22 protein-coding genes and 1 other annotated feature are annotated in these 23,635 nt (G+C 46.4%); all 22 genes read right to left on the bottom strand.

Annotated elements, in window-relative coordinates; translation table 11 throughout:
* Nucleotides 1-183: 183 nt before the first annotated feature.
* The gene (rpmA, locus tag AC1DOV_RS09490; RefSeq protein ID WP_076270851.1) at nucleotides 184-495 is read right to left on the bottom strand and encodes a 50S ribosomal protein L27; all 312 of its coding nucleotides are present in this window, start codon (nucleotides 493-495) and stop codon (nucleotides 184-186) included.
* Nucleotides 496-583: 88 nt separating this feature from the next.
* A complete protein-coding gene (locus AC1DOV_RS09485; RefSeq protein WP_054027239.1) occupies nucleotides 584-922 on the bottom strand; it encodes a ribosomal-processing cysteine protease Prp in 339 nt (112 codons plus the stop codon).
* Between the two features lie 11 nt (nucleotides 923-933).
* The gene (gene rplU / locus AC1DOV_RS09480; protein WP_053374798.1) at nucleotides 934-1,245 is read right to left on the bottom strand and encodes a 50S ribosomal protein L21; all 312 of its coding nucleotides are present in this window, start codon (nucleotides 1,243-1,245) and stop codon (nucleotides 934-936) included.
* A 206-nt stretch (nucleotides 1,246-1,451) separates the two neighbouring features.
* Entirely contained in the window at nucleotides 1,452-2,681 is a 1,230-nt protein-coding gene (locus AC1DOV_RS09475; RefSeq protein ID WP_441875773.1) for an Rne/Rng family ribonuclease, read from the bottom strand.
* Nucleotides 2,682-2,718: 37 nt separating this feature from the next.
* Entirely contained in the window at nucleotides 2,719-3,600 is an 882-nt protein-coding gene (locus AC1DOV_RS09470) for a M50 family metallopeptidase (RefSeq protein ID WP_441875770.1), read from the bottom strand.
* Nucleotides 3,593-4,510, bottom strand: coding sequence for a peptidoglycan DD-metalloendopeptidase family protein (locus AC1DOV_RS09465; protein WP_477549775.1), 918 nt, complete (start codon nucleotides 4,508-4,510; stop codon nucleotides 3,593-3,595). The genes AC1DOV_RS09470 and AC1DOV_RS09465 overlap by 8 nt, the downstream gene beginning before the upstream one ends.
* Before the next feature lie 163 nt (nucleotides 4,511-4,673).
* Nucleotides 4,674-5,819 (bottom strand): FtsW/RodA/SpoVE family cell cycle protein, encoded by a 1,146-nt coding sequence (locus AC1DOV_RS09460; protein ID WP_477549774.1) that lies wholly within the window; start codon nucleotides 5,817-5,819, stop codon nucleotides 4,674-4,676.
* Between the two features lie 7 nt (nucleotides 5,820-5,826).
* Nucleotides 5,827-6,618, bottom strand: a complete 792-nt coding sequence (gene minD / locus AC1DOV_RS09455; RefSeq protein ID WP_054027234.1) for a septum site-determining protein MinD — start codon at nucleotides 6,616-6,618, stop codon at nucleotides 5,827-5,829.
* A gap of 3 nt (nucleotides 6,619-6,621) precedes the next feature.
* Nucleotides 6,622-7,287, bottom strand: a complete 666-nt coding sequence (locus tag AC1DOV_RS09450; protein ID WP_076270856.1) for a septum site-determining protein MinC — start codon at nucleotides 7,285-7,287, stop codon at nucleotides 6,622-6,624.
* Between the two features lie 65 nt (nucleotides 7,288-7,352).
* Entirely contained in the window at nucleotides 7,353-7,877 is a 525-nt protein-coding gene (gene mreD / locus AC1DOV_RS09445; RefSeq protein ID WP_076270857.1) for a rod shape-determining protein MreD, read from the bottom strand.
* On the bottom strand, nucleotides 7,874-8,722 hold the full coding sequence (gene mreC, locus AC1DOV_RS09440) for a rod shape-determining protein MreC (RefSeq protein ID WP_430057735.1): 849 nt from the start codon (nucleotides 8,720-8,722) through the stop codon (nucleotides 7,874-7,876). The genes mreD and mreC overlap by 4 nt, the downstream gene beginning before the upstream one ends.
* Before the next feature lie 73 nt (nucleotides 8,723-8,795).
* Complete coding sequence (locus tag AC1DOV_RS09435) at nucleotides 8,796-9,824, bottom strand: rod shape-determining protein (protein WP_076270859.1); 1,029 nt, start codon at nucleotides 9,822-9,824, stop codon at nucleotides 8,796-8,798.
* A 39-nt stretch (nucleotides 9,825-9,863) separates the two neighbouring features.
* Complete coding sequence (radC, locus tag AC1DOV_RS09430; protein WP_076270860.1) at nucleotides 9,864-10,553, bottom strand: RadC family protein; 690 nt, start codon at nucleotides 10,551-10,553, stop codon at nucleotides 9,864-9,866.
* A gap of 90 nt (nucleotides 10,554-10,643) precedes the next feature.
* The gene (locus AC1DOV_RS09425) at nucleotides 10,644-11,273 is read right to left on the bottom strand and encodes a Maf family protein (protein WP_477549811.1); all 630 of its coding nucleotides are present in this window, start codon (nucleotides 11,271-11,273) and stop codon (nucleotides 10,644-10,646) included.
* Between the two features lie 54 nt (nucleotides 11,274-11,327).
* Nucleotides 11,328-11,570, bottom strand: coding sequence for a DUF4321 domain-containing protein (locus tag AC1DOV_RS09420; protein WP_076270861.1), 243 nt, complete (start codon nucleotides 11,568-11,570; stop codon nucleotides 11,328-11,330).
* Between the two features lie 61 nt (nucleotides 11,571-11,631).
* Nucleotides 11,632-13,053: an SPOR domain-containing protein gene (locus AC1DOV_RS09415; RefSeq protein WP_477549773.1), complete on the bottom strand. Its 1,422-nt coding sequence runs from the start codon at nucleotides 13,051-13,053 to the stop codon at nucleotides 11,632-11,634.
* Nucleotides 13,054-13,984: 931 nt separating this feature from the next.
* The gene (murC, locus tag AC1DOV_RS09410; RefSeq protein ID WP_339207856.1) at nucleotides 13,985-15,379 is read right to left on the bottom strand and encodes a UDP-N-acetylmuramate--L-alanine ligase; all 1,395 of its coding nucleotides are present in this window, start codon (nucleotides 15,377-15,379) and stop codon (nucleotides 13,985-13,987) included.
* A gap of 7 nt (nucleotides 15,380-15,386) precedes the next feature.
* Nucleotides 15,387-16,772, bottom strand: a complete 1,386-nt coding sequence (locus AC1DOV_RS09405; RefSeq protein WP_441875753.1) for a bifunctional folylpolyglutamate synthase/dihydrofolate synthase — start codon at nucleotides 16,770-16,772, stop codon at nucleotides 15,387-15,389.
* A gap of 29 nt (nucleotides 16,773-16,801) precedes the next feature.
* Nucleotides 16,802-19,444: a valine--tRNA ligase gene (locus tag AC1DOV_RS09400; protein WP_076271664.1), complete on the bottom strand. Its 2,643-nt coding sequence runs from the start codon at nucleotides 19,442-19,444 to the stop codon at nucleotides 16,802-16,804.
* Nucleotides 19,445-19,500: 56 nt separating this feature from the next.
* Nucleotides 19,501-19,741: a binding site (T-box leader), on the bottom strand.
* Nucleotides 19,742-19,860: 119 nt separating this feature from the next.
* The gene (locus AC1DOV_RS09395) at nucleotides 19,861-21,153 is read right to left on the bottom strand and encodes a LysM peptidoglycan-binding domain-containing protein (protein ID WP_441875749.1); all 1,293 of its coding nucleotides are present in this window, start codon (nucleotides 21,151-21,153) and stop codon (nucleotides 19,861-19,863) included.
* 89 nt (nucleotides 21,154-21,242) lie between these two features.
* Nucleotides 21,243-22,244: an RluA family pseudouridine synthase gene (locus tag AC1DOV_RS09390; protein ID WP_477549772.1), complete on the bottom strand. Its 1,002-nt coding sequence runs from the start codon at nucleotides 22,242-22,244 to the stop codon at nucleotides 21,243-21,245.
* An 86-nt stretch (nucleotides 22,245-22,330) separates the two neighbouring features.
* Entirely contained in the window at nucleotides 22,331-23,632 is a 1,302-nt protein-coding gene (gene hemL, locus AC1DOV_RS09385; protein ID WP_076271661.1) for a glutamate-1-semialdehyde 2,1-aminomutase, read from the bottom strand.
* Nucleotides 23,633-23,635 lie beyond the last annotated feature (3 nt).

Raw genomic sequence — 23,635 nt, 5'->3', positions numbered from 1 at the left:
CGAAAATATAACAACGAATATATTATATTTCCCCGTCAAAGCTGCTTCAGCGTCCAAGACGCCTTAGGCATTTTTGCTTGCTTATCCAGTATATCACGCAGCCGTCCTACGGTCATCAGCCATGGAATAAAAAAACCCGGCCAAGCGATGCAGGCCGGGGCTTGTTGCATATATAAGGTTGTATTAAGCTTCTACTGCTGCAGCTACCGGAGCAAGAACAGCTGGATACACGCTTACTTTTTTGCGGTCGCGTCCCCAACGTTCGAACTTCACTACGCCTTCTACTAATGCAAAAAGCGTATCGTCTTTCCCGATGCCTACGTTAGTTCCTGGGTGAATTTTTGTTCCGCGTTGACGAAACAAGATGCTTCCAGCAGATACGGTTTGACCGTCAGCACGTTTAGCGCCAAGGCGTTTCGACTGTGAGTCACGTCCGTTTCTAGTGGAACCTACACCTTTCTTCGAAGCGAAGAGCTGAAGATTCAGTTTCAACATAGTTATTCCCTCCTTCTAAAGGATTGGTGAGCAAAGCTGCACCGTAAGCATGAACTAGAGGCTTGTAAAACAAACCTGCACCGAATGCTTACGCATTAAGATGTTCATGAATAACGACATGCTTGCCGTATGATTTTGCAATAGTGTCAAGCATAACCGCCATCGATTCCAGCAGCAGCTGCATCCGGCCGTCTGAAGCCTCGTCTGCAAGCGTCGGAATATCCGACGATAGCCAGCCGTTCTTCATCTTGGCAGGGAGCTCCTCTCCCGCTAGAGCTTCGATCGCGTTAACGGTACCAACCGAGATGGCTGATACACCCGCACAAACGATATCTTTGCCGGGCTTCGCATATTTAGCATGTCCTTCGACCGCAAATGATACGATACGTCTGTCAGCGGCTCTTCGTACAAAGGTAACTGTTATCATAGAAATTCCTCTTACGCTTGGATTTTCTCGATTGTTACTTTTGTGAACGGTTGACGATGACCTTGCTTACGACGATAGTTCTTTTTGGCTTTGTATTTGTAAACGATGATTTTTTGGCCTTTGCCTTGTTTCTCGACTTTGCCTGTTACTGTAGCGCCGGAAACAACCGGAGTTCCAGTTACAAGACCGTCACCTTTAGAAACCGCCAAAACACGATCAAACGTTACGCTTTCGCCTGCTTCAGAATCCAGTTTTTCGATGTAGATTACATCGCCTTCCTGAACTTTGTATTGCTTGCCGCCAGTTACGATAATTGCGAACATTGTTGGTGCACCTCCTTATTTTCGAAGACTCGCCTAATTCAGGTGGCTCACGGCATGCGCCGCAAACGCTTGTTTACCCAATCGGAGCGGTACTTGTACGTCCCATTCCAATGAGGTACGAGACACACACCCAAAGATTGTACCATACTATGCAAGCTATATCAATTCATCCAACAAGAAAATTTAAACTATTTATACAACTCTGATCATTTTATGTGCGCTCCGCAGCTCTCACAGCGCTCGATCAGTTGATGGACTGCATTCTCACGAGCCTTTTTACGCGTCATTTCAATTAATCCGAGCTTTGTCCAGCCCAAAATCGTACATTTGGTTTGATCATTGCGCGCTTTCTCTACGAGTCTTTGCATAACCTGCTCGCGATGGTTGTCCTGCTCCATATCAATAAAATCAATAATAATAATGCCGCCTACATCTCGAACTCGGAGCAATCTTGCAATCTCGTCTGCTGCTTCCATATTCGTACGAAACACAGTGTCCTCAAGGCCAGATGTCCCAATAAATCTGCCTGTGTTCACATCAATAACCGTCAGAGCTTCCGTCTCTTCCCATATGAGGTGCCCTCCGCAGGTAAGCTGAATTTTGCGCTCGAACGCTCTCGTTACCTGCTCCGTCACACGATACGTATCAAATAAAGAATTGCCTTGCCTTGATTCAAAACATTTTAACCGCTCACGAAGCTGAGGGGTCATTTCCTCCAGCAGTGCTGACGCTTCCTCAAACCTCTCCGCATTGTCTATCCATATTTCATCCATATCCATCGTAAGCGTGTCTCGTACAGCCCTCCGCATGAGACCTGCCTCTCTGTGCAGCTCGCTTGGCGCACTCGCTTCCACGCTTCGTTCCGAAATGCTTTGCCAAATCTCTCTTAACCCAGCGACATCGGCATGCAAAGACAGCTCGCTTTCAGCTCCAGCCGCCGTTCTTAAAATAATGCCTTCCTCCAGCTCACGCAGCTTCTCGCCTATGGCTCGCAATCTCGACCGCTCGCTTTCGGAACTGATTTTTTTGGAAACGCCAATATAATCGGCATTTGGCATATAAACAAGAAACCGGCCAGGCAGTGAAAAATGTGTAGTGACACGGGCGCCTTTGCCACCCAGCGGCTCCTTCATAACTTGTACGAGCAATTCCTGTCCAGGCTTGACCATATTTTGAATGAGCGGCTTTTCAGCTGGCTGTTTTTCCAAATGAGGGTGGAGCAGCTCATCAATGTACAAAAATGCATTTTTAGCTAGTCCTACATCTACGAAAGCCGCCTGCATGCCAGGCAGCACGTTCACGACACGACCTTTATAAACATTGCCAACCAAACTGCTTGCTTTTGATTTTTCCATAAAAAATTCGACTAGGCGGCCATTTTCCAGTACAGCGGTTTGCAGCATTTCACCGTTAACGTGCATCAACATTTGCTTCATTCCTGAATATCACCTGCCCGTACGCTTTTCATCTATTTTAACTGAAAAGTTCCGACACTGCACGATTCGGATTATTTTCGGACAAACATCCTTCTACAATTTTCTGCTCCGGAAGCACTCTGACCTCCTTGCTGTGCGACTCCACCATGTATATCAAATGATATCGCTCCCTTTGAAAGAGCCTTGCTACCGAGATGATTGACTGCTTGCCGCTTACGATTATAGGACTTGCAATGTGTCCGAGCCTCAGCGCCTGCAGCGTGATCCTTTCCCGGTACATCAGAAAACGATAAAACAAATATGGAACATTACGATAATATGTCCAGTTCGTCATCACAAGAAATATGCCGACAATGAGCAGATTGAGTTGAATGCCATCCTTATACACTAACCATGGAAGCAAGGAGACGATGATCATCAGCACACTAAAAAACAAGCTGATTCGCGCGCTCCAAATAAGCATTTTATAATAGTTAACCGTATAGCTTAATGCCGCCTGCAGCAGCTTCCCTCCGTCTAGCGGGTGAATAGGCAGCAGGTTGAACAAGCCGATCATTAGATTTGCTTTCCATACATACTCCGCCCATGCTAAGTCCCATATGCCAAGCTGCCCGCAGCCCCAAGCAGCTAGTCCCATCCAAACGTTTTGCAAGGGACCCGCAATCGCTACAATTGCTTCTTCTTTTGCAGGTACACCGCCGGCTTCCTCAACCTCTACAACACCGCCAAAGGGCAGCAGCTTTACTTCCTTTATCGTCCAGCCATAGCCCCGAGCTACAATAACATGGCCGATTTCATGGACAAGCACGAGTAAAAACAAGGTAATCAGCTCGGCAAAATATCCTGTCATGACCGACCCAAGCATAATGATAACGAACAACGGATGGACCGACCATAGGATTCCTTTCCATTTAATCAATCGGTATCACGCCCACGGGATCGATATACAAATCATTTTGTTTAACAGCAAAATATAGCAGGCTTGGCTGCGTACCTTCAGCTTTCAGCAGGTTGCCGATAGAATCCCCTGCCTCAACCCAGTCATTTACTTTAACATTCGTTTTCCCAAGCATCCCATATACGGTTACGCGCTGATTGACATGCTGGATAACAATAGTCGAACCTTGCGTGCTCTGATCTGATAATAGCAATACGCGCCCCGTCTCTGCCGCAACAACCTCTGCTTCAGAGCTTCCAGCAAGCTCTATACCATTAAGCATCTCCGCAAACGTTCGAACAAGCGATCCTCCTTCCAATGGGGTTACGATAGGCAGCTTTACCGTTCCATCCGCGCCTACCGCAGGTTCAGGATTGTCCTGAAAAATAGGAATAAAGGATGGAGCCCCGGCAAACGTTTCCTTATACCAAGCAGCCGCAGCTGCAAAATCAATCTCATCCGTAAGCGCTTGTTTCACAAGCGCTTGTCCCTTGAGCGTGTATTCCGTATCATAGCGAAACATAGCCCATACCGCGCCAAATAACAGCAATGCTACTGCTAGCTTCCATTTCAGCTCCTTGCCGAAAGTATAATTATTTTTCCCGCCGCCTGATCTCGGATCGTTCCCATTCGATACAACTGGCCCTTTTACAAATCTTCTATTATCAACATACCCTTTGTCCTCGTTCCAATTTGCCCATGGATTAGGATTGGTTTTCCAAACGACCTCTGGATCAAGCTCCTCCGCCTCGTCTTCATCAAAATATTCGTGCTTGTATGGCATGCGAGGGTCTGAATATATGTCCTCTTCTTGTAAAGGCACAGAGTTCCGATCCCCTGTATTTTGATTTTTATGCTGATTGCGCCGCTTCTCATTATCCTTCATTAACATCTCATTTTTCCCCCGCTTCCATCGTCCTTGGGACAGCTTGTTCCTTTATACATGGATATGTGGGGATTGAGACAAGTATGCGAGCGCAGCTGATCATAAAAAAAAGCCACCCCAAGATCGGATAACATCCGTCTCAGAAGCAGCTTTCTAACTTGGCTAACCTTTAGTCAGCCATCTCATATTTTTCTTGATGTGCCTTAATGCTGAATACAAGTCCGATTGACAACATATTAAGCAGTAGAGATGTGCCTCCATAACTAATAAACGGCAGCGTAATTCCCGTAATTGGCATAATTCCAATCATCATTCCGATGTTTTGGAACACCTGGAACACATACATGGACACGATGCCAATAATAATGTACGAGGCTCGCAAATCATAACACTTAAAAGCAATAATAATCATCCGATATATGAGCAAGAAATACAGAAGCAATAAGATGGCTGCGCCTTGAAAACCAAATTCCTCGCCGATAACAACAAAAATCGAGTCAGAATACGGATAAGGTACAAAACCGCCATTTTTCATATCGCCTTGCATATAACCGTCACCGTTTAAACCGCCTGAACCGATTGCAATTTGTGCATTTTCCGATTGATGTTTATCATCTGCAGTTGCCGTCTCCGGATTAATGAATGTATTAATCCTTTTATGCCAATGTCCCATTTCATTATCTTTCAAGTAATTGTAAATTTCTTGATTGAATGTATTGAACAGAGAAACAAAAAGGACAAGACTTACAACAACGACGGTAATCCCTGTAATGACATGAGAATATTTGACATTCCCAATCCATAACATCCCTAACACGATGACTACGTATATGATCGCATTGCCGAGATCCGGCTGAATCATTACGAGCATAAACGGCAATAAAGCAAATGCTGCAATCGGAAGCAAGTCTTGTGTGAACGTCAGCCGATCGCCTTGCCGTCGTCCCATAATATAAGCGATACCGATAATGAGTATAATTTTGACCATTTCCGCAGGCTGAAACGATAAGGCTCCAAACTGAAACCATCCTCTAGCCCCATTGATTACCGCTCCAAAGAAATAAACAAGAATCAACAATGTAACCCCTATGCCATAAAGGACATGCCAGCTCTTGAGAACGATACGATAATCAAATAAGGTGGCTGCGATAGCTACAAAAAAGCCTAAGCCGTAAAACTTCAGCTGTTTGATCTCATGACCGGCGTACTTTGGATTATTTGCAGTTGCACTATAGACAAGTACGATACTGATAATCATAAGGAAAACTAAGATTATCAAAATTCCCCAATCCAGCTTTTTTAATTTGTTAAGCAAGTCGTAATCATCCTATTCCGAGGAACTTACGGAAACGTTTGAACGCTCCCGCCTTCTCATCAAGCAGCATGAGAGGAACCATGTCGCCAAGTATGCGGCGTGCGATGTTCCGGTAGGCGATTGCGGCACGTGAAGCCGGATTCATAACTGTCGGCTCTCCGCTGTTTGCAGCAGAAATAACTTTCTCATCATCAGGTACGATTCCGATCAAATCGACTGCCAGCACTTGACAAATTTCATCGATATCCAACATTTCCCCGGTTTTCATCATATTTTGACGAATCCGGTTAATGATTAGCTTACTTGGTATTTTCTCCTGCTCCAGCAGTCCGATTACACGATCGGCATCCCGCACTGCAGCGTTCTCAGGTGTAGTAATCACGATAGCCCGATCGGCACCTGCAATTGCGTTTCGAAAGCCATGCTCAATCCCCGCTGGGCAATCAATAATAACATAGTCATGCTCTTTCTTGAGCTCTAAAATCATATTTCGAACTTGTTCAGGCGTAACAGAATCCTTATCCTTCGTCTGTGCGGCAGGAAGCATGTACAGCTCTTCAAAGCGTTTGTCCTTAACGAGCGCCTGATTCAAGCGGCAGCGGCCCTCGGCAACATCAACCAAATCATAAATGATTCGATTCTCAAGTCCCATAACCACGTCCAGATTGCGAAGTCCAATATCTGTATCAACCATGCAAACCTTCTTACCAAGTAAAGCTAGCGCGGTACCCAGGTTCGCCGAAGTGGTCGTCTTGCCGACGCCGCCTTTCCCTGATGTTACAACAATCGCTTCTCCCATATTCTACACTCCTTTAAACATTATAGGATTATGCCGTATGCGGAATAATTGCGCTAGCTTATCAATTTGCATTCTACCTTCACTTAAGAAGGCGAACTCCATAGAGGCATCGCCGGTCATCCATTCCTCTGGCGGTCTGCTGATTACATCCGCAATGCGGAGCTGAGTTGGCCGCATGAGTGAAGTCGCTATAATCACGTCCGTCCTCCCGCCAATCCCAGCATGCGCGGTTCCGCGCAATGCACCCAGCACATATATGTCACCTGTACACATTAAAGTACCGCCTGGATTCAAATCGCCGATTAAAAGTAAATCCCCATCATGCTCATAAGTTTGGCCTGAGCGTATAATAGACGTGAGCACTTGCAGATTAGGTTGCTGTCCGAGCTGAGGATCGATCTTAGGCGCTTCAGACTCAACAGATTGAACCATTAGGTTTCCTTGTGAACGTATCACGTTTTTGATGCGATCTTTATCATCATCAGAAATCTGCCTGGATCCAAGCTTCACCTGAACGTGAACAAGGGGACCTGTGAGCAACTGCTGATGCGTCTTCTCCAGCTTGTATTGCAATTCATCTAGAAGCGTCGCAAATTCACATTTATCGTCGAGAAGGAACACGAGACCTTCTTTTACACCCTTAATAATAATATGCTGCTTATCGGTCACGTTCGTCCCTCCCCAACCTAATGGATTCTTGCTAAGCTGGGCAAAATCCTGCCTGCAGCAATATTTTATTCCTCATCCTTCTCTGCTTTGACCAATGTCTGCCCTTCAAACCATTTTCGCGCCGGTACATAACACAAGAGTGCAAACGCCAGCTGTAAAAATAAACTAGGAAGGATATGATCGATAAGAGCCCATGCATAACTTTCATTCGTAATTCGAAATGCCTTGTAAATGAAATATATGGCGCTGTCATATAGAATGCAGGCAAAACCCACAACAGAAATCGCCATCATAAGCGTTGAACGGCGATGCTCCAGCAATACGCCAGTAAAGTAACCCATTAAACCCATAATAAACGCATTAATTCCAAGCAGATGACCAAAGTATACAATATCCTGAAGCAATCCGAAGCTTATGCCAAGCATGAGTGCAAGATGCCTTCTGCTATATAGACCTGAGAAGATGACCATTACAAATACAAAGTGAGGAATGATCCGTTGACCGAAGCCGGCTGGAATAATCCACGGCATCACTGCTCCCTCGATAACAAACAAGAGCAACATGAGCAGGATGATTCGGTTCAAGCTCATTTCTCGGCTTCCTCCATTTCAGGGACCTGAACAACAAATACCTCAGTCAGATGATCAAAACTTGCTGATAGCTTGACCGATGCTGTATATGTAAGGCCGAAGTCGCCAAGCTGCTTGTTTTCAACCGTTCCGACAACGAGTCCTCTTGGATAAATTCCGCCAAGGCCAGATGTAATAACTGTATCTTGAAATTCCATTTTATCGTCTTCGGCGATTTTCGTCATAACGATTCTTGACGTTTCCTTGTTGTAGCTGCTCAGAACACCAAATGATTCATTCTCACGACCCATAATCGTCACAGCAATGGAGTTGAACGTTGGTGATGCTTCGTCAAGTTCTGTAATTGGAGTAACAGCTGCCGAATTGGGGGTTACTGAACTTACAAGACCGATCAACCCCTCTATGGTTGTTACGGCCATATTCGGTTTGATGCCATCTCTGGAACCTAGGTTAATCGTCATCGTGCGGTTATTCGCATCGTTGCTGATCGATACAACCTGTGCGATCAAATAATTATAATTGTACATCTCTTTCTGACGCTGTGTGAACGAGAGTTCTGCCTTTAAACGTTCATTCTCTTTTTCTACGAAATTGTAATTAATCTTGTCACGAGAATAAGCTGCAGCTGTAAGGCGCAGCTGCTCATTTTCTTCATAAATCGTACGTAAATTACTAATATCCTCGAAGAAGCCCGCTATATAACCAGCGGGCTTGTAGAACCATTGCTGCACGTATGCTGCCGAATCCTTCAAAAATTTCTCCGGCCACGATAATTCCTTGCGGTCGCTTAGCGAGAAGCCGATGACCGCTATGAATAAAATAAACCCGATCATAAGCATAAACATACGCTTATTTCTCATTAGCTTAAACAGCTCGACCACCTGCCCATTTCATATCCGTTTCCCCATCGGACCTAACTTAGCGTCTCGAACGAGATGAGCTTCTTGCTTTAAATAAATGAATATTATCGAGCGAGCGGCCAGTACCGATCGCAACACAATCAAGCGGATTATCGGCAACAATAACAGGCATGCCTGTCTCTCTTTGAAGCAGCTTGTCCAGATTGCGCAGCAAGGCGCCGCCGCCTGTGAGCACGATACCGCGATCCATAATGTCCGCAGACAACTCCGGCGGGCATTTCTCCAGCGTTACTTTCACCGCGTCAACAATGGCATTAACGGTATCTGCTAATGCTTCTGTAATCTCATCGGATGTAATCGCTAGTGTCTTAGGCAATCCCGATACGAGATCGCGTCCACGAATTTCAATCGTTTCTGGACGATCCAGTGGAAGTGCTGAACCAATTTCCATCTTCAGCTGCTCGGATGTACGTTCCCCGATCATGAGATTGTATTGTCTTTTAATATATTGAATAACCGCTTCATCCATCTCGTCACCAGCTACACGAATGGATCTCGCCGTAACGATTCCGCCTAATGAAATAACAGCAACCTCTGTTGTACCTCCGCCAATATCAACTACCATGCTGCCTGTCGGCTCCCATACAGGCAAATCAGCGCCAATCGCTGCTGCGAATGGTTCTTCAATCGTATAGGCCTCACGAGCTCCGGCTTGTTTAGTCGCATCCTCGACCGCGCGTTTCTCAACCGCTGTAATGCCTGACGGCACACAAACCATAACGTTTGGATGACGAGGGAATAAAGAACGCTGCTTTTGAGCTTGGCGAATAAAATATTTAATCATCGTAGCAGTCGTTTCAAAATCAGCGATAACGCCATCTTTCATCGGACGAACAGCACGAATGTTGCCGGGCGTTCTACCGATCATTTTTTTGGCTTGCTCGCCTACTGCTTCAATTGTTTTTGTATCTGTACGAAGGGCCACCACAGAAGGCTCCCTTACCACAATTCCTTTTCCCTTGACGAATACCAACGTATTCGCTGTTCCTAAATCAATACCCAAATCTTTCGAAAAACCACCAAACATGTTCTTGCTCCCTTCTAATTGCCACATCACTTTATTATATTACATATGACCTTGTTCCTTCAAACTTACGAATCTTCCGTCACCGATTACCAAATGGTCAAGAACTTCTATTCCGACTAGCTGTCCAGCCTCCGCTAAACGTCCCGTTAACGCAATGTCTTCTGGGCTTGGCGTAGGATCGCCGCTTGGGTGATTATGAACACAAATGATAGATGCGCTGTTACGTGAAATAGCTGCACGAAATACTTCTCGAGGATGTACTAGCGATGCATTAAGCGTACCGACAGATAAGGTTTCGCGGGCAATAATATGGTTTTTTGTGTTTAAAAACAAACATACGAAGTGCTCCTTCTTCAAATAGCGGAGCTCTTCCATCACATATTCCGCAGCATCCTGCGGCTTGCGCACAATAACCGTCTCACCAAGCTGACTCCGGGAAATTCTTCTTCCCAGTTCAATGCCAGCACGAAGCTGAATCGCCTTTGCCGGACCAATTCCTCGAATGGCTGTTAATTGTTCCATGCTCATATCCATTAAATTACGCAGGCTGCCGCATTGCTTAAGCACCGCTCCTGCCAAATGTACGGCGGATTGCCGCTTCGTACCTGTGCGCAGCAGTATGGCTAACAATTCGGTATGGCTAAGTGCTTCTGCCCCATATTTCATCATGCGCTCTCTTGGACGTTCTTCATGGGGGACTTCACGCAAAATCATAGGTTGCGGCAACATGTCCCAATCCCGCCTCTTCGAAAAAATGAATTATTCATATCCTGCCACATTCATGAAAAAAAATCCGATTGAAATCAATTAAGTTACCTTTTAAAAAACAGCAATGTCATAGGAAGCGAGCATGTCTGAGAGAAGCGATAACGGCAAGCCAACGACATTAAAATAACAGCCGTCAATTTGCTCTACAATCGTCGCTCCAAGTCCTTGTATGCCATAAGAGCCCGCCTTGTCCCTCGGCTCGCCGGTAGCAACGTACCTAGCAATTTGATCCTCACTAAGCGGCTTCATCATTACCTTCGTTTTGCGATGGGCAATCAATGCTTCCCCGCTTGTAGAGAGAACACAAGCAACTCCTGAATACACTTCATGGGAGCGGCCTTGAAGGCGTCTAAGCATAGACTTTGCCTCTTCGTCGTCAGCAGGCTTGCCAAGCACATCTCCGTCAAGCACGACAATGGTGTCCGCACCAATAATTAAAGACGTTGGTACCTCCTGCTTTTGTTGCAGCAGGGGTATGGCTGCTTTTGCTTTGCGCAGGCTGAGCTGCTCTACAACTTCCGATGGCGACCAGCCTGCTTCAATCGTTTCATCCGTATCAGTAGACAAAATATAAACCGGCAAAGAAAGGTCCAGCGATGCGACCAGTTCCTTCCGGCGCGGTGACGAAGAGGCCAGTACTAGCTGGCTAATCGCTTCGTTGCGTAATTTTTTATATTCCATAAATTGAATGCTGCGCTCCTTCATGCTTTCCTTCATGCGTCAATGTCTGCTGCTCTACATTTTGCGGTATAACCATATTGCAATTACGGCTCCAATTAAGCTAAACAAGCTGAATTGCAGATGAAGCGTTAGGTTGAAACTGAGCACATATAGATCGACAGCAGGTGACCATGATGTTTCGATTGGTTTCGTTAAAAAAGAGATGCCTGGAACTGGAGTCAGCCATCGCGCTACTAGAGCACCAGCCAACAATCCAAATATGATAAAAATGAGAAGAATCCAGCCGTTTTTCTTCATCTTTCAACGCCTCTCGCCATGAAATGACACCTAAGACTATTATACGCATGAACCTATTCGTTTACAATGCGCTGATCTTCTCAAACCATTCTTTTTGCGTAATGATCACTTTCATAACTTCCGCTTGTGTCTTCCACAATTGTGCTTGAGAAGGCTTTTTATCGTACTCTGCCATCGTCTTTGCTGCCGCATTCATCGCTTGATTGATTTTATCCAAATATGCCTTACCTTCCGCATCTACTATACCTATTCGCAGCGTTTCCGCGTTTTCTGTCCATTTTTGATGCTCGGATTTCCACGAATTTGCTGCAACATCCCCAAGCGGCGATAAGGTCGGCTGTTCCAGCTGGGCTACTGTTAATTCATCCAACATTTGGACGACTACAGCCGTTTGATCGAAGAAAGATTGTGCTGCTTTTTGATCGCCTTTAAACGGTATTTTTCCTGGATTTACTATATTTACTTCTTTGATATAAAGATCGATTTCCGGCATCATATTCCGAATAACCTGAGCTCCTTTTCGATCTGTACCCATGCCTACATATACGCGATAATCAGCAGCACTTGTCATAGCAGCACCAGCAAGCCCTTTCTCGGCCAATTGCGCCATTGCGGCATCCCTGCCCTCTGTATTGCTAAACACGCCAAATTGCAGCAAATAATAAGAACGATCCAGCCCCTTAAGTGCAGCCATCGCAGTATTCGGATCTGGTTTTGCTGCAGGGTCATTTTTATTTTCAACTCCCGCTTCCTTGCTTTCCTCACCTACACCTGCAACCGGTTCTTTGCCTGTGCCTTCTTGGACAGAATCTCCAATCACGGGCACTGAATCAGGCTTATTGCCAGTTCCTCCCGGCCAAATGCTTGCCCCCGTAAACAATGACAACAATAAATAACCAAACAGCGCTCCAGTAGCAAGCGCAGCCGTCACTGACAAAAATACATTAAACCATGATGGCGCTCCCGCCTTACGTTTCGCTCGCGCATAGTTCACTCTTTTTATACTGATGTCGTCATCAACGAATTCTTCCTCATACGCTTGAATCGGCTCCTGCATATATTCCCTATCTGAGTACCTATCCACATGTGTCTGTAGATCCTCAGGCTGCTCATAGGGATCATCAATAATAGTTGGTTTTATCGTTTTTTTCTTCTCTTTTGGAGGATTGGGCTGAGCCTGTTTTGGAGTGGATACTGGCTTCGAATCAGCATCTCTAATAAGCTGCTCCAATGCGCCAATATCCTCTTGGAACGGACTGTTCCATGGACTCACTTCGCTGACGGAATGCTTCTCTGTAGATGGGTATAGAGGAACAACTTTCTTGGAAATCATTTTATTCGCATTGTTATTAGAGTTGTTGGTTGATGCTGCTTTATGATCGAGAGCCTCTTGTTGATTGTCATTGCTGCGGCTTTCTTCGTTAACGGACTGTCCATTGCCATTGCGGTCAAAACGATAAGTAATACGGTTTTTCTGAGTCATTTCATCCACTCCTTGTCCCTTTCATCTAGTATTAATCTATGAGACATTTGAGAGATTTAGACCCATGCCCTTAGAGGGTTGTCTACCAAACCTTCAAAGGTTTTAAATTAAAGAGATTACAATTTCAAACTTCAATTTCAAACTTAAAAGATTAAAACATTTTCGAACCCACCCAAACCCTCCCTTCCAAGGGAGGGCCCCAAGGGTTGCACCCTCTGGACACCCGCAACTCAACTAACGTACAACCACATCCGGCGTCCAACAGTTCATGCGGCGTTGGAGCGCTTTGTCCCTTTGGGACCCGCTGGAAGCTTCTAAAAACCTTGCTGTATCCTCTGAGACTCCCAATTGAAATATTAAAAGTCTGCAACTAGCGTTAATAAGCAAATGTCGCTTGGAGTGAGCTTCGTCCCTACTTAGACACGCTGGAAGTTTCTACAAACCTTACTGCATCCACTAAGACTCGCAATGGGACTAACAAAAGCCTGTCCCGCTTGGATTCGCTCGGTGCTTCTTAAAACCTTGATGCGTATTCTGAGACCCGTAAACGGATTATTAAGGGTCCGTAATTTTTGATTGTAGAGATTATGAGGTTTAGTGCACTCCGTCCCGCTGGGAGGCTGTGGAGGCTTTTTAAAGCATAGGTTATTGGGTTGTTGAATTATAAGGTTAATGAGCTAGTGCTAGTTTAAGTGGGTTGATTAGATCAGTGAATGAGTGAGTGAATGAGTGAGGTAAAGAGTGAGAGGTTTATTAGGTAGTGAGTACAGGCAATTGAATTGGGGGACAGGGAATTGGATTAGTGAGATTCAACTTTATCGATTTTTGAAGCTAATTTTATGTGGGCTTATTTAGAACCTTTCTTACGAAAAGTCCTATGCTTATACAAAATGCCCGGTGATTCCGATATGGAATCCCGGGCATTAGCTGCTTATTGGTTTGATTTTAACGATTTCGCTAACGAATCCGCTACCTTCCAAATGTCGCCTGCTCCCATGGTGATAACAAGATCGCCTGGTGCGACCCGCTCAGTCAAGTATGCAAGCACTTCTTCTTTGGTTGGAATATACTCGGAGTTCGCGTTGCTGTTGCTTTTGATCAGCTCCACCAGCTTGCGGGATGTTACTCCTTCGATTTGCAGTTCGCCTGCCGGCGAGTAGATGTCGGTAATAATTACCTCATCGGCCTCTGGGAATGCGCGGCTGAATTGCTCGAATAAGAAAAACGTCCGCGTATAACGCTGTGGTTGAAAAACGGCAATAATACGCTTACCTGTTGCTTTTGCAGCGCTGATTGTCGCTCTGATCTCCGTTGGATGATGCGCATAGTCATCAATGACCAATATGTCATTAACTTCCCCAAGCACCTGGAAGCGGCGTTTCGCGCCTCTAAATGATTGAATCGCGACAGCAATTTTGTCAAAAGACAAGCCTGCTTCGAGACAAGTAATTACAGTAGCCATTGCATTGTACACATTATGAAGACCAGGAACAGACAGCTCCACATCTCCAAGCAATGCCCCTTTATGCGTCATTGTAAAGGTTACCTTCCGGTCTCCAAGTACAACATTTTGAGCTTTATAGTCTGCATCGCCGTCAATGCCATAAGTCACTAGCTGCGATGAGTTCATATTGCCTTGATATACTTGCGGTATCAATTCGTTAACCGTCTCGTCATCCGCGCATACAATCGCCTTGCCGTCCGCTTTCACCTGCTGCAAAAACTGCACATAAGCAGCCTTCAGCTTGCCGAAATCGCCATCATAATTTTCAAGATGATCCGGCTCAATATTCGTTACGATAGCAAGCGTAGGGTGATAATGAAGGAATGAACCATCACTCTCGTCCGCTTCCGCTACGACGTATTCACCTTTGCCCGCTTTTGCGTTTGTACCTACATTAACGATTTCGCCACCGATAATATAGGTTGGATCCGCACCGCAAGATTCCATAACAAGCGCGATCATTGAAGAGGTCGTCGTCTTGCCATGTGCGCCGGCTACTGCGATTCCTTTGCCTGCATTCATCAATCTAGCCAGCATTTGCGATCGATGCAAAACTGGGATGTTGAGCTCTTCAGCTGCTTTCCGTTCAACATTATCTTTGGAAAGTGCCGTAGAGTATACGACCAAGTCCGCTCCATTCACATGCTCGGGCTGATGACCGATATAAATGCTGGCACCATTTGCTGCAAGCTTCTCTGTTAATTCTTGACGTGCGACATCGGACCCGGTCACCTTATAGCCCATTTCCAGCATAACGCGGGCAATGGCACTCATTCCGTAACCGCCGATTCCGATGAAATGAACGTGTTCTGCCGTATTCAAAGACGGTTCACCAACCTTTTTCAGAATCCGAGTCATACAAAATGCGGGAGCGAACGTCAGCAATTAAATATAGCGTGCCTGTCACGACTCCAAGGTCTGTTTCCCCGGTTAACTGTTGTAGTTTTTGTAATGCTGCTTGCCAGTTTGATTCCACTACAAGCTCGAAAGCGTACTGATCTGGCTGTTGCTGACGCATTTCACGTACCAAATCAGCCAAAGCAGAGGCATCTTTTTTCATTCGATAGTCAGGCTCGGTCACAATAAGCGTATCCACTATTGGTAGTATATGCTGAAGAACATCCTGATGATTCTTATTCTCCAGCATACCCATCATAAGATGTAACCGATCATATTTGTAAGTATTTTTTAAAGCGTCCACGAGTGACTCTGCACCTTCTGGATTATGTGCGCCATCGACCAAAATACGAGGCTGATCAGAAACCATCTCAAGTCGTCCCGGCCACGCAGCCTTTTGAAGCCCTTCCGCCAGGACATCATCTTCGATGACCAGTGCATTATATTGGCGAAGTATCTCAAGCGTCATGACAGCAACCGCTGCATTCGTCCGTTGATGGGCACCATTTAGCGTGATTGTCAAAGGCTCGATGCTGCGGAATAGATTGTCGAAGCGGAAAGTTTGTTCATTCTCGCGAACCGAGATTGCCGTTTCATGGAACTGTTCGCCTAACAAATAAAGCGTGCTTTTTTTGCCTTCAGCTGCTTGCTTAATAACCTCAATTGCCTCTGGCTGAGTAACCGCACTAATAACCGGTATTCCTGCTTTAATAATGCCAGCTTTTTCGCTCGCAACTGCAGCAATCGTATCACCGAGTTTATCCATATGGTCATGGCCAATATTTGTAATGACGGAAACAACCGGTTGAACGATATTCGTCACATCAAGCCTGCCGCCAAGTCCAGTCTCCCACACGACATAATCGGGATAAGTGACCTTTGCATAAAAAAGAATAGCCAGCGCTGTAGATACTTCAAACATCGTAGGCGAGCCTAGTTCTGTCTGAGCAAGCTCATCAACATGAGGTTTTAGCTCGTTGGCAAGTCTAAGCAGCGTCTCTTCTTCGATATCGATGCCGTTATATTGAAAACGATTCGTAAACTTCGTTATATATGGCGATGTAAATGTGCCTACATCATATCCGCCGCGCAGCAAAACGCTCGTCAAATATGCACAAGTAGACCCTTTCCCATTTGTCCCGGCAATGTGGATAAACTTTAATCTGCGATGCGGATTATCCAGCCGTTCCATCAATTCCTCGATCCGATCAAGACCTGGACGAATACCGAATGGAATTAGCCCAGTAATCCAATCTACCGCTTCCCGGTAGGATTGCAGCGGCCCTGCAGGCCGCTGCTCTATTTGTTGTTCTGCCATACTAATCGTCCTTCTTCCGTTTTGCAGCGTTATCCGCGCAATTCCGCAATTCTAGCTAGTACCTTGTCGCGTTTATCTGCATAATCGTTCATTTTGGCGCGTTCTTCATCGATAACCTTAGCTGGCGCTTTTGCCACAAAGCCTTCATTGCTGAGCTTCTTCTCAATCCGCTCTACCTCGGTATTCAAATGCTGATGTTCCTTCTCTAAACGAGCAATCTCCTGAGCAATATCGATTAAGCCGGCAAGCGGCAAATAAATCTCAGCACCAGTTAAAATCGCAGTCATTGCTTTGTCCGGCGCACTAATGTGCAGGCCAGTCTCCAAACTTGACGTACCGCAGAAACGTTTAATAAATTCTTCGTTGCGGGACATAATAGCAGCTTCAGCCTCGCTAGCAGGCTTAATTAGCATTTCAATCTTTTTGCTCATCGGAACATTTACTTCTGCTCGGATATTGCGCACTGAACGGATCATCTCCATCAGGAGCTCCATCTCTTTCACAGCGTCCGGCGCTTCAAGCGCAGTATCATAAACCGGCCATTCTGCCAAAGTGATCGTATCGCCAACATGAGGCAGATGCTGCCAAATCTCTTCGCTGATATATGGCATGAACGGGTGAATAAGGCGCTGCGTACGGTCTAGCACATAAGCAAGTACCGATTGCGTAGCTTTTTTAGCTGCTTCATCCGTGCTGTAAAGGCTAAGCTTAGCGAATTCAATGTACCAGTCGCAAAGATCGTCCCAAATGAAATTATACAATAGACGTCCAGTTTCACCGAACTCATAGCTGTCAATTAATCGAGTTACATCACGAACCGTTTCATTCAGACGATGCAAAATCCAGCGATCCGCTGTACCGAGGTTAACAGTGATATCAATATCAGCTGCTTCAACCCCTTCAAGATTCATCAGCGCGAAGCGTGATGCATTCCAAATCTTGTTCGCAAAGTTGCGCGATTGCTCAACCTTCTCCCAGCGGAAACGCAAATCCTGTCCTGGCGTGCTGCTTGTCGAGATCATATAACGCATAGCATCTGCACCATATTTCTCGATAACCTCAAGCGGATCGACACCATTGCCCTTCGACTTGGACATCTTTTGTCCTTCGGAGTCACGAACAAGTCCGTGCATCAGCACATCCTTGAACGGAGATTGCTCTGTAAACTCAAGAGCTGTGAAGATCATTCGGGATACCCAGAAATAAATGATGTCATAACCCGTTACGAGTACATCCGTTGGGTAATAACGTTTCAGGTCATTCGTTTCATCCGGCCAGCCTAGTGTAGAGAACGGCCATAATGCGGAGCTAAACCACGTATCAAGCACGTCATTATCTTGGGTAAGGTGATCGCCCTCCATATTCTCACGGGAGACATGTGTTTCACCTGTCGTCTCATCATACCAAGCCGGTATGCGGTGACCCCACCATAGCTGCCTCGAAATACACCAATCGCGTACGTTCTCGATCCAGTGCAAATATATTTTCTCGAATCTCTCAGGTACGAAGTTGACACCTTTGCCAGCCTTTTGAGCTGCGATTGCAGCCTCAGCTAGAGGTTTCATTGCAACGAACCATTGTGTAGACAAATAGGGCTCAACAACGGCGCCGCTGCGCTCACTGTGACCAACTTGATGCACATGATCTTCGATTTCCACGCATACACCTTGCTCCTGCAAATCCTTAACGAGCTGCTTGCGGCAATCCGCACGGTCGAGACCTTGATAAGGACCAGCTTCAGCGTTCATAGTACCTGTCTCATCCATCACAATGATCTGCGGCAGACTGTGGCGCTCGCCAACTTCAAAGTCATTTGGATCATGTGCAGGCGTAATTTTTACGGCACCTGAACCAAATTCCTTATCGACGTACTCATCTGCAATAATCGGAATTTCGCGCCCAACGACTGGAAGCACGATCATTTGCCCAATCAAGTGCTTGTAACGATCATCCTCTGGATGAACCGCTACAGCTGTATCGCCGAGCATCGTCTCTGGACGTGTCGTTGCAACCGTTATAAAGCCTGAACCGTCCTTAAGCGGGTATTTCAAGTGATACAAATGACCATTGATTTCCTTGTGCTCTACCTCAATATCTGAAAGAGCTGTGCGAGCAGCAGGGTCCCAGTTAATGATTTTTTTGCCGCGATAGATCAAGCCCTTATCATACAGCTTAACAAAAACCTCGCGTACAGCCTTGGAGAGGCCTTCATCCAAAGTGAACCGCTCTCTCGAATAATCGAGGGAAAGTCCCATCTTCGACCATTGATCGCGAATCGTACTTGCGTACTCATCCTTCCACTCCCATACTTTCTCTAGGAATGCTTCACGACCTAGGTCGTAGCGCGAAATTCCTTGCTCACGCAGCTTCTGCTCAACTCTTGTTTGCGTCGCGATGCCCGCATGGTCAGTTCCTGGCACCCATAGTGTGTCGAAACCTTGCATACGCTTCGTTCTAATTAAAATATCTTGTAGGGTAAAATCTAACGCATGCCCGATATGCAGCATTCCGGTAACGTTAGGAGGCGGAATAACAATCGTATACGTCTGTGCATCCGGTCGTTTGCCTGCCTCGAAAAATTTTCCCTGCATCCAGTAATCGTACCATTTCTGCTCAGCTGCCTTAGGATCATAAGTTGTCGGCATTGCAGTTGTCGTTTGATTTTCTGACATTCGTCCATCCTCCATAAATCGATCTACAAAAACAAAAAAAACCTGCCGCCCTTATCATAAAGGACGAAAGGTTAAGCTTCCGTGGTACCACCTTTGTTCCACGCGAAATGTATCCGCATGGCACTCAAACAGATAACGGCTGCGGCCGGCCTGACTTCGGTAGAGCACAGGTTGCTCCTACTTGGCTCAGGCAACTCCGGGGCGACTCGTAGCAGTCACTTCCTGCAGAACCTCTCAGCGTAACGGTTCCACTCTCTGAAGGCTTTGCTGCCTACTATTCCCCATCAATGTCGTTATAACACATATATACTTTTATCATACCTTTGTTGCTGACCTGAGTCAACCTCGGCAGAAGCAAGAAATGCCCCTATCGCTCAAATTAATGAGCAATAAGGGCATTTTCGTTACAGAAGCCTCTATGGAATGTATAACAGCTGTCCTTCCGACACACTTGAGTCGTCCAATCGGTTATACATTACAATTTCCCTCGGATTCATGCTATAGCGTGTAGCGATGACATCAAGCGTCTCGTCCCGCTGCACAATACACATCCGAATTTTCTTAAATTCCTTATCTTCCGAGCGTTTGCCCAGAAATAAGTTTTTCCACTCAATCTCATCGCCAGAAGCCTGTACTCTAGCTTCCTCATCTGCCCGCTGCTGAGCGACTACCTGTTCTGCCGCCTGACGTGCTGCTTGTTCACGCCGACTCGTCTGAAGCAGCGTGAGAATGCCGACATCTCCTGCCAAACCAGAACCCTCTTGCGGCTGCTTGTTTGTAATTGCGATACGCGGCTCCTGCTTTTCCTGCTCTGGAACAGGAATCTGCTGCTGCGGGAAAGCCTCTGCTACTGGAGCTATTTGAGCTATTGGAGCATCGATTTGTACCGGCTCTTCACGTTCCTCCGCCAGTACTTGCTCGCTTGCTGCTTCAACTGGTGGAATCACTGCGGAATCATTTGCAAACGGCGAGGATGTTGCTAACCAGCCCTCGTTGCTTGTTTGCTGAGAAGATAGTGAAATTTCTCTCTCATCTTCTTGGCTCTCCACATCCTCTTCCTGCGGAGCAGGAGATGCGAATAACTGCGAAGATGACCAGCCTCCACCTGAAGATGAGGAAGAGATTGTTACGGTTGCTTCCTCAGGCTCATCCGATGCATCGGCTATTTGCTCGTTTGAAATCTCCTCTTGCGCAGCAAGCTCAAGTTCTTCCGCTATGTACGATTGTTCAATAGCGGCATTTTGCCCATTAAAAGCTTCCACGGCTCGTTCATCATAAACTTCCCGTTGATGAATGACAGTAAAAGGTTCTTCTCGCCAAATGTCCTCCGGCTCCTGAATAGGCTGAGCAGAAATACCGCGCAAAGAAAGAACACCCGTAATGTTTAATGTGCGAGCAGACAAAAGATCGACGTCAAAATTGTCAATTTCAATCGAAATATCATCCAGCCGTGATATGCGGTTCATTGGCAGCGTTATTTCGACCGGTATCCAGTGCTCCAGCGTCAGGGAGTTTTCGGAATCAGTTTGACTCCTATATACCCCGCTAAGCAGAAGCTGCCCTCTAAGCACCGCATGGTCCCCTTGATCGATAACTTGAATACGAGGAACAAGCTCAATTTCCTCCAACTCGTCAATTGCCGCAACATCATCGGGCAAGTGGACGCGCTCATACACATCAAAACGTAATCCGTTCGTTTGATCCGACACGCCTAAATCCTCCCCTCTCATACTGAATGCTTGGTCTAACGTTACATTCACTACTTATCTATATGGTAGGTTGGGCAGGAGCATGACTATCATTTTGAACGGAACTCCATCTCTTCTGAAAGCTGCATCAGCCATTGCGGCCAAGGCGAGGCTGCTTCTATTAGCGAGTCGGTCAGAGGATGAGGAAAAACAAGCTTTTCCCCATGCAGCGCTTGATGCTTCAACTGTGCTGTGCTGCCTCCATACAGACCGTCTCCAAGCAGCGGATGTCCAATATGACTTAAGTGAACCCGAATTTGATGCGTTCGTCCCGTCTCAAGCTTTACACGTATTAGTGACGATCGAGAATTTGCTGCCACAACCTCGTAATGGCTAATTGCTAGATCGCCGTTTTCTGAAACTCTGCGCCTTGCCGGGTGATGTCGATCCTTCCCTATTGGCATATTGATCGTACCCGAAAGCTTTGACATTCGGCCTTGAACGACAGCCATATATTGTCTGTCTATCGCTTTCGCTCTCATCGCCTCATCAAGCTTCCACTGGGCCAAATCATTTTTTGCATATAAAACGGGACCAGACGTATCATCATCCAGCCTGTGGATATGACGTATATTCAGCGGATCGCCTTGGCTCAAAAGATGCCATGCCGCCGCCTCATCCAGCGTTCCGCTTTGACCGGGAGATGATCCATGCACTGCCATGCCAGCTGGCTTGTCAAATACGATGCAGAAATCGTCTTCATATAACACATCTGGCATATTTAGTTTAGTATCCCTGCGCAGGTGACGATATGAAGCATCACTGCGCGGATCTACTGGCGGGAAAGCAAGGAGCTGCAGATGCTCCCCGTTCCACTGAATGCCTCCAATTGAAAACAACCGATTAATCCACTTCTGCGGAAAAAAGGAACGGGCCAGCAGCCACTGACGCACAACGTGCGGATGACTGCCAGCCCGCGGCTGCGCAAGCTCCGGCGATGCTGCCGGATCCTTTTCCGATTCAGGATTAATGGTATCAGAGGACGCAGCGCCAAGAGCAAGCCAGTCTAGCTCCAGCCATTGTCCATTCCTCTTCATCTGACCATCAATCATATAACGTTCCTCCCAATCGTAAACGATGCAAAAAACAACTTCGCTTCCTTACGAGCCTCTTGCCTTCATTTCAAAATACAGCAATATTACAAGCGGCTAAACGCAATATCATGCGCTTCGATTGTCGCATCTATGTCCTCATTCGTATGAACCCCGGAAACAAACATGCCTTCAAATTGTGAAGGAGCAATGCTTACACCCAAATCAAGCATCGCCGCAAAATAAGCCTTAAAGCGCTCTAGATCGGATGTTTTTGCCGTTTCGAAATTGATGACAAACGTATCCGTGAAGAACGGACAAACCATCGATCCAACACGGTTAATCGTATTTGCAATGCCATGTTTGCGCGCATTCGCTTCAAAACCAAGCTGCAGCCTAACCGCTTGACGCTCCATATGCTCATACACTTCAGGGGTTAGCAGATTCAATGTTGCATAACCTGCCGCCATCGCAAGCGGATTGCCTGATAAGGTTCCCGCTTGATAGATAGGTCCGCTCGGTGCAATCATCTCCATAAGCTCCCGTTTGCCGCCGTATGCGCCGACTGGCAATCCGCCGCCAATAACTTTGCCGAAGCAAGTAAGGTCTGGCGTAATACCATAAAGTCCTTGCGCGCAGTTATAACCAACACGGAAGCCCGTCATTACCTCGTCAAAAATAAGAACCGTACCGTACTGCGTTGTAATGTCGCGCAACCCTTGCAAGAAACCGGGCAATGGCGGAACAACGCCCATGTTGCCAGCTACCGGTTCAACGATGACACAAGCAATTTCCTCACCGAATTTTTCGAAAGCAAGCTTTACCGATTCAATATCGTTGTATGGTACCGTAATCGTATGCGAAGCTACATGCTCCGGTACACCCGGGCTGTCAGGCAAGCCAAGCGTCGCAACGCCTGAGCCTGCTTTAATGAGCAAGCTATCCGCATGACCATGATATGAGCCTTCGAATTTCAAAATCCTGCTTCGTTTCGTATAACCGCGAGCAAGCCGAATGGCGCTCATCGTCGCTTCCGTACCGGAGTTAACCATGCGAACGATATCAACTGAAGGTACTCGCTCGCAAACAAGCTCAGCCATCAATGTTTCAAGCTCTGTTGGGGCGCCGAAGCTTGTCCCCTTCTCTGCTGTACGTTTAATCGCTTCGATCACTTCAGGATGGGCATGACCCATAATGAGAGGGCCCCATGATGCTACATAATCGATATAGCTGTTGCCATCGATATCATAAATGCGGCTGCCTTCTCCCCGCTCCATATAGACAGGGTTCAAGCCCACTGATTTGAATGCTCTAACCGGGCTGTTTACACCGCCTGGCATTACTTTTTTCGCTCTTTCGAAAGCTTCTACTGAGCGCGCATCATTTCTAAGGTTCGATTGTTCACTCATCTG

This window comes from Paenibacillus sp. 01T47, assembly GCF_056398245.1.
This window is presented reverse-complemented; position numbering and strand designations above follow the sequence as displayed.

Bases quoted from the DNA above. Each gene is read 5' to 3' on its own strand.
- mreD (WP_076270857.1), bottom strand. From the start codon at position 7,877: ATGAGCTTGAACCGAATCATCCTGCTCATGTTGCTCTTGTTTGTTATC.
- AC1DOV_RS09425 (WP_477549811.1), bottom strand. From the start codon at position 11,273: ATGGAATATAAAAAATTACGCAACGAAGCGATTAGCCAGCTAGTACTG.
- AC1DOV_RS09390 (WP_477549772.1), bottom strand. From the start codon at position 22,244: ATGATTGATGGTCAGATGAAGAGGAATGGACAATGGCTGGAGCTAGAC.
- radC (WP_076270860.1), bottom strand. From the start codon at position 10,553: ATGTTGCCGCAACCTATGATTTTGCGTGAAGTCCCCCATGAAGAACGT.
- AC1DOV_RS09420 (WP_076270861.1), bottom strand. From the start codon at position 11,570: ATGAAGAAAAACGGCTGGATTCTTCTCATTTTTATCATATTTGGATTG.
- AC1DOV_RS09405 (WP_441875753.1), bottom strand. From the start codon at position 16,772: ATGGCAGAACAACAAATAGAGCAGCGGCCTGCAGGGCCGCTGCAATCC.
- rplU (WP_053374798.1), bottom strand. From the start codon at position 1,245: ATGTTCGCAATTATCGTAACTGGCGGCAAGCAATACAAAGTTCAGGAA.
- AC1DOV_RS09435 (WP_076270859.1), bottom strand. From the start codon at position 9,824: ATGTTTGGTGGTTTTTCGAAAGATTTGGGTATTGATTTAGGAACAGCG.
- mreC (WP_430057735.1), bottom strand. From the start codon at position 8,722: ATGTTTATGCTTATGATCGGGTTTATTTTATTCATAGCGGTCATCGGC.
- minD (WP_054027234.1), bottom strand. From the start codon at position 6,618: ATGGGAGAAGCGATTGTTGTAACATCAGGGAAAGGCGGCGTCGGCAAG.
- AC1DOV_RS09400 (WP_076271664.1), bottom strand. From the start codon at position 19,444: ATGTCAGAAAATCAAACGACAACTGCAATGCCGACAACTTATGATCCT.
- AC1DOV_RS09475 (WP_441875773.1), bottom strand. From the start codon at position 2,681: ATGAAGCAAATGTTGATGCACGTTAACGGTGAAATGCTGCAAACCGCT.
- AC1DOV_RS09415 (WP_477549773.1), bottom strand. From the start codon at position 13,053: ATGACTCAGAAAAACCGTATTACTTATCGTTTTGACCGCAATGGCAAT.
- AC1DOV_RS09485 (WP_054027239.1), bottom strand. From the start codon at position 922: ATGATAACAGTTACCTTTGTACGAAGAGCCGCTGACAGACGTATCGTA.
- hemL (WP_076271661.1), bottom strand. From the start codon at position 23,632: ATGAGTGAACAATCGAACCTTAGAAATGATGCGCGCTCAGTAGAAGCT.
- AC1DOV_RS09465 (WP_477549775.1), bottom strand. From the start codon at position 4,510: ATGTTAATGAAGGATAATGAGAAGCGGCGCAATCAGCATAAAAATCAA.
- rpmA (WP_076270851.1), bottom strand. From the start codon at position 495: ATGTTGAAACTGAATCTTCAGCTCTTCGCTTCGAAGAAAGGTGTAGGT.